Here is a 9,371-nt window from a genome sequence, read left to right as displayed (position 1 = left end):
GTAGTAGGATGATTAGGGTCTACCTGATGTATATATTTAGCAATATCATTTACCGCAGTCCATAATTTAGTATTGGTATAACTTGCGTCAGCCTCATTTCCAATAGACCAACATAACAATGCGGGGTGATCTTTAAAACGAATGATGTCTTGCTTCATTTGCTCCAACTGCTGAGCTACCGCTGTTTCATTGTTATAATCAAATCCATCTGTTTCGCGTTTTATGTAAAGCCCCAAGTTCACATACAGCCCTGCTTCATAAGCTTTATCCAGAATTGACCTTGTGGCATCACTTATACCGTAAGTTCTAATGGTATTGGCTCCAAAATTTCCTGCCATATCTGAAAAATTGTTTATTGCCGCCCCTTTAACATAAAATTCATTACCTCTTACAAACATCTTCCACGTTCCGCTCGACTTAGATAATGTAACTTTTGCCGGTGGCGGCAAATTGGTTTCTACAAAAGAGTTTTCAGGTATAGGATAATCATACCTATCATTGCAGCTACACAGCAATATCATCAATAACGAATAAAATATCGTGTTACTAATTTTCATTCTTAAATATTCCATGACTAATGAGGTTTAGTATTACCAGGTTTGATTATCTGTTTAAGATCCAGTAGTTTTTTCGAAAGATCATCATAGGATACATTCTGAACAGCTACATTGCTATCTATAGCCATAGAAGCTGCAACTGCTGCCGATTGTCCTAATACCATATAAACTGGTTCCATTCTTATGGAACTATAGGCTACATGCGAAGCCGACAAACATATCGGTACCAGTAAATTACTACATTCGCTTTTCTTTGGTGTAAGCGAATAATAGCTGATAGTATAAGGAACAATTGGTTTAAAAATGGTTCCTTCGTATCTTAATTTACCCTCTTTATCGATAACTTTTGATACATAATGGCAATCCAGGGCATAGCTGCCTACTCCTACGGGATGATTTGCGTTATCCCTATTCTCTTTCGTGACATTTTTTTCAATCATCACATACTCTCCAATCATTCTTCTTGCTTCTCTTACGTAAATGTGATTAGGAAAATTTCCTGTATCTTCAAACTCATCTTTTGCTAGTCCCCAATCGCTCATTTCTTTTCTGATAGGTTCCGGAATGCGTGTATCATGTTCCAACAACCATAACATACCCAACGCATAGTCTTTATGTAATTGCTCAATTTCTTTTCTTTTGTTGTAGTCTGCCTCTGCATAATCATAACTTGCGCCAAAAAAGTCCAGATGGTTAGTATCCGTTTTACGATTTGGCATTGGGGTTAAAGTGATTATCTTCTGAAGTGTTAAATCTGGGTTTAATTGTATGCGCCTTACTAAGACTTCGTACCATTGTGGATTGTAATTTACTGGCTTTTGTACTTTGATTCTATTAGCAGGATCATCAGTTAGCGTTAATCTATAGCAGTAAGCCTGCACTTTCTTATCATTTGCTCCCTGCTTAACTGTTGGCTTTTTATCTATGTAAGGGAGCAAACCTGATTTTTTATTCCCAGCAACTACATAAGGATCTACGGTACTTAAATCTGTGCCCTGTTCGTAATTAATTCTGTACCCATTTAAAGTTTCGTTGTAAGTACTGTTTGCTTCGCGCCCCACTATATAGGAAACTCCCGCTTTTGCCATTAAATCGCCTTCGTAAGTGGCATCAATAAACATTTTAGCATTTACGGTTTTTCCACTTTCCATAACAATAACCGCAATCTGATTTCCTTTCTTTTTAACGCCTCCTTTTAACTGCAAACGTTCATTAAACCATAATTTAACGCCTGCTTCCTTTAGCATATCCAGCATAATTTTTTCGGCGACTTTAGATTCGTAGACCCATTGCATTTGGCGCTCATCGTTTTTCCCACGATAAGTTCTTTTTAAAGATTTAATAAAAAATTCATCACGATTCTGGTTTTTCCAAACAGCAGGGTTTAAATAATAGCTATGAATCCGTTGATAGAACTCTCTAGCCAATCCGCCTACCATATCGTTACGATTCATATCGGTAGCAGTAAGCCCCGAAGTTGTTAAGCCTCCTACATGCTGATTTTTAGAAATGAGCACCACATTCTTTCCCAAACGGGCGCCCTGTATTGCCGCGATTACGCCAGACGCAGATTCTCCATATACACAGATATCAAAAGTATTATCCGAATTATTTGCGTATATCGTACTGCTGAATATCGTTATCCATAAAAAGATGATTGTCTTCGCTATTTGTCTCATATCTCTGTCTAAATGTTAATCTTATGTTTATATTATTTAAATCGCACTTTTCCACCTCTTTTCAAAAATTTGGAATTCTGTTGCGCTGCATATCTAGTTATAACCGGGGTTTTGCGGAAAATTTTCTGCTCCCATATTAATAATTTCAGTTTCCGGAATCGGCCACCTTATAAAATGAGGGTTGGCAGGAAGGTTCGTTCTTCCGGTAGTAGAATTACTTATCTCCGGATCTCCTGCATAGTTAGATACCTGGGAAATCAATATTCCCAGCCTTTTTAAGAAATACCATCTGTCTCCTTCAAAAGAAAGCTCTCTGGCTTGCTCATCTATAATATCTTTAATAGTCAGTGTTCCGGTAAATTCATCGTTGCCTGCTCTTTTCCAGGTTTCGTTAAAATATTGTTTAGCTAATACCTGATTTCCTTTCATTAAAGCAGCTTCTGCGCCAATAATGTAGGTTTCTGCCAAACGATAAAGAATTACATCTTTATAGCCTCTTGGCTCAGAAGGGTTACGTGTCCATATATCGCCATATTTTGTGCAGCCGGGATAAACCAGCCTGTTTTTGGTACCGTTTTTATACAGGGGAAAATAATCTCCCGGCTGAACAGTTACTGAACCATAAGCTATTGCCTTATCTGTGGTATTTTTATATCTGTGGATATAAAAGCTATTATATCGTTTATCTTTTGCCTGATTATATAAAGAAAATAAGTAAGGGTTTGGTAAACATCTCCCGTAAGTGTAACCCCAATTTTCATAGCTGCATGCATATTCTGCGGTGCCTCCAATTTCCTGCCTGTAGGAAGCAATAAAATATGCTGCAAAATAGCTTCCCATTGGTGTTCCTGTAGATAAATTACCTCCCGGATTTTTACTCCATTGCTGCACCATTAAGGCTTCCCTATGGTTCAAATCTCCGGCATTGAAAACGGCGTCCAGATCTATTAGATCATAAAATCCGGATTTATCTATTTCATCTACCTGCTCCAATGCTTCGTCCCAATCTTTTATCCACAAAGCAGCCTTTGCCTTTATATGACGGGCTACTGCCTGATTAAACCTTCCTGGCTCGACCGACTGCCAACCCAAATTTTCTATAGCATAGTCCAGATCGCTATAAAGCAAATTCAATACTTCTGCAGTTGTTGCTGCTCTATAGGTCTTTGGTTCGTCTACATTTTGCCATGTAGTTGGTTCGGTATTCAGCCATATTCTGTCGAAAGTTCTGTACAGTAAAAAATAAGATTGCGCTCTAAAACATCTTGCCTCGGCTATGGTTGCTTTTAACGCATCTGTCTGTGGGAGCTTTTCTCCTGCAGCAATAATCTCATTGGCTTTACCAATAATCTGGTACATGGTTTTCCACATATGAGCGGCCTGTGACGACGAAGGCTTTAGGTTATTGGGATCATAAATACCAAAATAATTCCCTGTTCCTCCATTAGTCACGGCTAAATCTGTCCCTCTTTCCAATGCGAAAACAGTGGCATTTTCGGTATCGCTGGCGTAATTACGTGATAAAGTATATACAGCGTTCACTGCCAGTTTTAAACCTCCTTCTGTACTATAGATATAATCTGCAGAATATTTGGTTTTATTTTCTTCTTCCAGCATCTTGGTACAGGAAGCGAATATCACAGATAATGATAAAATATATAATATGTTCCTTTTCATATTCATAGTGCCTGGTTAGAATGAAAAATTTAATCCGAATAAAAGTGTCCTGGGTTCAGGATAAGCACCTGGGTTTTGTTCAGGGCCATATCCTTGCACATCTGTCAATGTCCATACATTGCTTATTGTAGAGAATAATTTCAAATTCTCCACGCCCATTTTCTTAACAATTCGATCTGGCATGGTATAAGACAATGAAATGTTCCTCAATCTCAAATAGTCAGCCTTTTCATAAGCTAAAGATGTCAGATATACGGGAGCTTGTATAAAATTAGGAGCAGGAGCCTCATTTGATGGATTGTTTATGGTCCAATAATTTCTACGAATACCATTTCTTTTTCCTGTTAAGTCTCCCCCATTTTCAAAGGTTGATAAATAAGGATTGTAGAGATAGCCCCCAGTCAGGTAATAAATATCAAAAGAAAGGTTAAAATCCTTATAATCAAGACTTGTAATAAAGGAGGTAATGAATTTAGGATCTCTCTGAATAATTATTCTATCATCTGCTGAAATCACATGATCTCCGTTAGTGTCCCTGACGCGAATACTTCCCGGAGCTGCAGCGGGCATGTGCGAATTAGCGATATCATCTGTCAACTGCCAAATACCGTCAAACTGATAATTGTAATATACATTCATCGATTGACCTATAAACCAATTATTATTTAAATCATTAGCTGGCTTTCCATTTGCATCTAATGCACCGTCAATTTTTTTAATTTTATTTCTATTAGCTGTAAAGTTTACGCCTACATTCCATTTAAAGTCTTTCTTACTAACAGGTATAGCATTAAAAGCGAGCTCTATACCTCTATTTTGCACATGTCCCAAATTAACCAGTTGACTTGAATATCCGCTTGTCGTTGGTAACGACCTATCCACTAAAAGATCAGTAGTTTGAGTATCATACAACTCAAAAGATCCATTTATTCTTCCATTAAAAAAGCCGTAATCTAAACCCAGATTCGTAGAGGTGGATGTTTCCCATTTGAGGTTAGGATTAGTTAAATCTGCATTTGGCAAATAACCGACATAAGCTACGCTTCCAAATTCCGTCAGGTATTTATCTGCTAATCCTAATGTGGTATAAGGGCTGATAGCCTGATTTCCTACCGCTCCATAGCTCAATCTGATTTTCAAATCCGACAGAAAATCTACATTTTTAAGAAATTCCTCTTGTTTCGCCCGCCATGCCAATGCTGCTGATGGAAAATATCCGTATTTGTTATTCGCACCAAAAACCGATGAACCGTCTACCCTCATGGCCAGAGTAATCAAATATCTGCTATCATAATTATATCTCGCTCTTGCCAGATACGACAGCAATTTCCTGTCTGAGAACTCGTAAACCGGAACCGCATGACTCGTTGCCGAAGCTATAGCATTATAAGACAAGTCATCATTAGGAAAACCAAAACCAGTATTACTTATCCGTTTCCATTGTATACCATTCAAACTGGCCATTCCGGTAGCATCAAAATGATGCTTGCCAAAATCTTTGGTATAGTTTAGTATATTTTCTACCAGATAATCATTATAAGTACTTTCTGCTACAATAGCCCTTCCGCCATTATTTCTTCCTGTTGTATGATTAATTCCTAAATAAGAGTTCTCCTGCACTTTCCTGGTATTCAGGCTGGTATTTAATCTATATGACAACCCTTTCGCTATTTTCCAGTCGCCAAAAAGATTAAAGTTAAGTCTATCTGTAATATTGTTATTTTCTGAATTTCTGTTATTCCATAATGGATTATAGTGAGACTCGCCTGCTTCGGTTACGTCTTCTCTTAATGAGCCATCAGCATTATAAACCTCTGCTAATGGCGGCATGGTTATAAACGAATTAAAACTTCCGTCTACAATGTTTCTGTAAGATTTAGTGTATGATATATTCGAGCCTAAGGAAATTTTACTCGAAAGCGTTTGATCTATATTTAGTCTTCCAGTGAATCTTTTATAATCAGAAGATGGGACTATACCGTCCTGATAAAAATGGCCTAAAGACAAAGCATATTTTGTCTTTTCGTTTCCTGACTGTATTAGAACATCATTTTTATTCTGCCATGCGGTCTTTAACATCACATCTTCCCAATCTATATAGTTTTTTGAATGATAAACATCACTCATAATACCCCTGAAAGCCTCACCCTCGTCATAATATCCATATGCATTATAGAATGCCTCTTTACGGTAAGCAGCCCATTGTTCACCATCGTAAAACTCAAAATTTCTGTATAGGTGCTGTACTCCTGCATAAGAGTTTACATTCACCCTGGTTTTACCAGAGACACCTCTTTTAGTGGTTATTAGAATTACTCCATTAGCTGCCCTGGCTCCGTAAATGGATTGTGCCGATGCATCTTTTAGAATTTCTACAGAGGCAATCTCGTTGGCATTAATATCATCTATACTTGCAATAGGCACCCCATCAACAATATAAAGAGGGTCGTTACCTGCAGAAAGCGACCGCCGACCCCTGATCAATATACTGGAACTTCCACCCGGAGCTGCACTTCCCATGGTAACCTGCACTCCCGGAGCTGCGCCCCTTAACATTTCACTTACACTGGTAGTGGGCATTTTGTTTATTTGTTCTGCGGTTACAGAAGAAATAGCTCCTGTTACATCACTCCTTTTCTGTACACCGTATCCTACAACCACTATCTCGTTCAAATATTCGGTAGAGGGGACCATTTTTACTTTATAGTCTGCATTATCGTCAATTTTTAAGGTATGGTTTTTAAATCCCATCATGCTGAACGTAAGCTCGGTATCCCCGTCAGTTACTTTAAGTGAGAAAGCGCCATTTACATCGGTCATAACGGCATTTCCCGATGTATTGGCCTTTACCATGACAGCAGGTAATGGATTTGAATTTTCATCTACTACACTTCCTCTTATTATTTTATCCTGAAGTACTTTTTTTATGATAATTGTGTTATCACGGATGGTATAAGAAACTTTAGAATTGGCAAGAATATATTCCATGATCCTTTCTAAAGGTGCATTCTTGAAAGAGCCTGTTATTTTCTTGTTTTCATTTAAATCAAGCGGCGAGTATATAAATTTTAATCCCATGCGCTGGTTAAGCTCTTTAAATACTTCTTTGATAGTCGTGTTGTTAAATGAAATGGAAATCCCTTGCTGATTTCCCATTACCATCTGAATATTTAAAAAACATATCAGCACCAATGGGCAAAATGCTCTCCTTACAGCTCCCGACAGAGCCGTTCTTACTTTTTGTACTTTTTGCATTTGAAGCTACGTTTTAGTGTTGTTTACAATGGTTTATCTATTTCCAAATAAGACCTGTGGTTAAGTTTACCTGATATATATCTTGCCTGCGCTTTTTTGATATTTCACATTATTAGTCAATTCTATAAGTTCAAGTACTTCGTTTATATTCTTGTACCTGCTTATCATTCCGGTTATTGGTATATTTTCAATAGAACGGTCTACAATTATGTTTTGTCCATACCATTGGGCTATCTCTGCCATTACATCGGCCATTTTCTCGTTTTCAAAATGGAATAATCCTTTATGCCACGCTTCCACTTTATAACTATCGGAAGATTTTGTTACCAGTATATTAGCCTCATTGCTCTTTAATGAAGCTTTCTGATCGGGCTTTAAAATAACCTCTGTATGATAATTGTTATGTGTCAACTTTATTTTTCCTTCCAACAGCAATACATCTTCATTAGATTTGCTGCTAGAATTGACAACAAAACGGGTCCCTAATACCTCTATAGTTTGCAGCGCTGTTTTAACAACAAATGGTTTATAGTTTTTGTCTTCTTTAATCTTTTGTACATCAAACAACACCGTTCCTTCTATCCTAACCATTCTTTTATTGTTTTCTTCCGGAAGAATTTCCAGAGTAGAGTTAGGATTAAGCCATGCTTTTGTTCCATCCTGCAACAGGAAGGTGAATATTTTATTTGTCGGGTTTTTAATCTGACTTAGTTTTTCGCTTAGAGTACCGGTCGGATCTTCTTCAATAATGAATACTTTTTCATCACCTATCATTTTATAAGATAGTTTCCCCGATATGCTATCCTGCAATTGATAACTTTTACCATCGTTTAATATTACTATTGGAACATTTTTATCTTGTACATTTTTCACATAATATGGCTTTTTGCCTTCAGGTACAGCATTATAGTTGTTATAGATAAGTATAGCGACTGTAGCTATGATTGTTATGCTGGCAGCTATTTTAAGATATATAAAACGGCGGCTACTGCGATTCGATTCCCTGGTATCTGTACTTTCTATACGTTGATGTATTTTTGCTTTTATCTCTTTTTCAATAGCGGTCAATTTTGATTCAGAAACATCTGCATCACGAATAGAATCGTAGAAATAATCTACCAGTTCTTCTTGCTCTGCAGTAGATTTTCCTTTCAAATATTTATCTATAATAGATAAAAATCTATTTTTTAAAAACCTGTTAGACATATCTTATTTTTCGGTTTATAAATGCTCTCTAATGATAAGTCGTAATTAAACGTCTTATATCCCAAAAAAAATCAGAAATAAAATAAAAAGTGCTCTTCGAAGAAGTTTATACAGTTCGGGAGACGAATTAAGAACCTGGTTTTGAACAGTTTTTGGTGAAATATTCAATTTTAACGCTATTTCTTTGTTAGAAAGCCCTTCTTGATATTTTAAACGGAATATTTCTTTCCTTTTATGGGGTAAAGAATCAATCCAATCTTTTAGAGACGCAAAAAACTCTTTATCTAAGAGTTTAGAGTCTGCATAAACATTTTCCTTAATCTCTTCTGTAAAATTCTCAATTTCTATAAACTCATAGCGGTTTTTTCTGAATTCATCTAATACTTTAAATTTTACAGATTGGGCGAGGTAAGCCTTAACATTGTTGATTGCCTTCACATGTCTCTTATTCCATAAGTCTACAAATATCTCCTGTACAATATCCTTGGCAAGGTCCTCATGTTTCAGTTTACTGTAAGCCTTTATGTAAAGTTCTTTCCATGTTCTGGCATATAGCTCATCAAACGCTCTACTGTCATCTGCCTTGATGTCTACAAGCAAATCTTCCAATGTGTATAAAGAATAAGACTTCATGACGAGTTAAAAGACTTAGGTTTAATCGGTTAATAGCAAACTTATAAAAGTTCGCCGTTACAAACAAACATTATTTCGAAGCTAAATCAAGCTATCTACAAAATAAGCTTCTCTATGGTAGTAGTTTTTTACATCAGCTTTTACTATACTGATTTTTTCCAGTCTCACATCTTTTGCAAAAACTAAATTCTTAAAAAGCCACTTAAGTGCCAATAAAAAGCTAGTCTTCTTTTGAAGTATATCAATCATAAAGCAATCTGAATAATTTGGTTTATAAAATATCCTTTATATAAAGAGTCGTATTAAAAGAACAAATGTCCCAAAAAAAAATAAAAAAAGTTTTTTTGAATTATCGCACATGACA

7 protein-coding genes are annotated in these 9,371 nt (G+C 36.5%); all 7 read right to left on the bottom strand.

Going from position 1 to position 9,371, the window contains the following annotated elements; all coding sequences use genetic code 11:
* Positions 1-572 (bottom strand): glycoside hydrolase family 2 TIM barrel-domain containing protein (locus tag ABWO41_RS11720; RefSeq protein ID WP_353137921.1); only part of this gene is annotated, 572 nt, incomplete at its 3' end.
* 2 nt (positions 573-574) lie between these two features.
* Positions 575-2,236: an FAD-dependent oxidoreductase gene (locus tag ABWO41_RS11715; protein ID WP_353137919.1), complete on the bottom strand. Its 1,662-nt coding sequence runs from the start codon at positions 2,234-2,236 to the stop codon at positions 575-577.
* A 93-nt stretch (positions 2,237-2,329) separates the two neighbouring features.
* A complete protein-coding gene (locus ABWO41_RS11710) occupies positions 2,330-3,913 on the bottom strand; it encodes a RagB/SusD family nutrient uptake outer membrane protein (protein WP_353137917.1) in 1,584 nt (527 codons plus the stop codon).
* Between the two features lie 15 nt (positions 3,914-3,928).
* Positions 3,929-7,168, bottom strand: coding sequence for a SusC/RagA family TonB-linked outer membrane protein (locus ABWO41_RS11705; RefSeq protein ID WP_353137915.1), 3,240 nt, complete (start codon positions 7,166-7,168; stop codon positions 3,929-3,931).
* Positions 7,169-7,234: 66 nt separating this feature from the next.
* Positions 7,235-8,374 (bottom strand): FecR family protein, encoded by a 1,140-nt coding sequence (locus tag ABWO41_RS11700; RefSeq protein ID WP_353137913.1) that lies wholly within the window; start codon positions 8,372-8,374, stop codon positions 7,235-7,237.
* Between the two features lie 54 nt (positions 8,375-8,428).
* On the bottom strand, positions 8,429-9,007 hold the full coding sequence (locus tag ABWO41_RS11695) for an RNA polymerase sigma factor (RefSeq protein WP_353137911.1): 579 nt from the start codon (positions 9,005-9,007) through the stop codon (positions 8,429-8,431).
* 81 nt (positions 9,008-9,088) lie between these two features.
* Positions 9,089-9,256 carry a C2 domain-containing protein gene (locus ABWO41_RS11690; RefSeq protein WP_353137909.1) on the bottom strand — a complete coding sequence of 56 codons (168 nt, stop codon included), beginning with the start codon at positions 9,254-9,256 and terminating at the stop codon, positions 9,089-9,091.
* Positions 9,257-9,371: the final 115 nt, after the last annotated feature.

It is taken from the genome of Pseudopedobacter sp. (assembly GCF_040392825.1).
Lineage (GTDB): Bacteria > Bacteroidota > Bacteroidia > Sphingobacteriales > Sphingobacteriaceae > Pseudopedobacter.
This window is presented reverse-complemented; position numbering and strand designations above follow the sequence as displayed.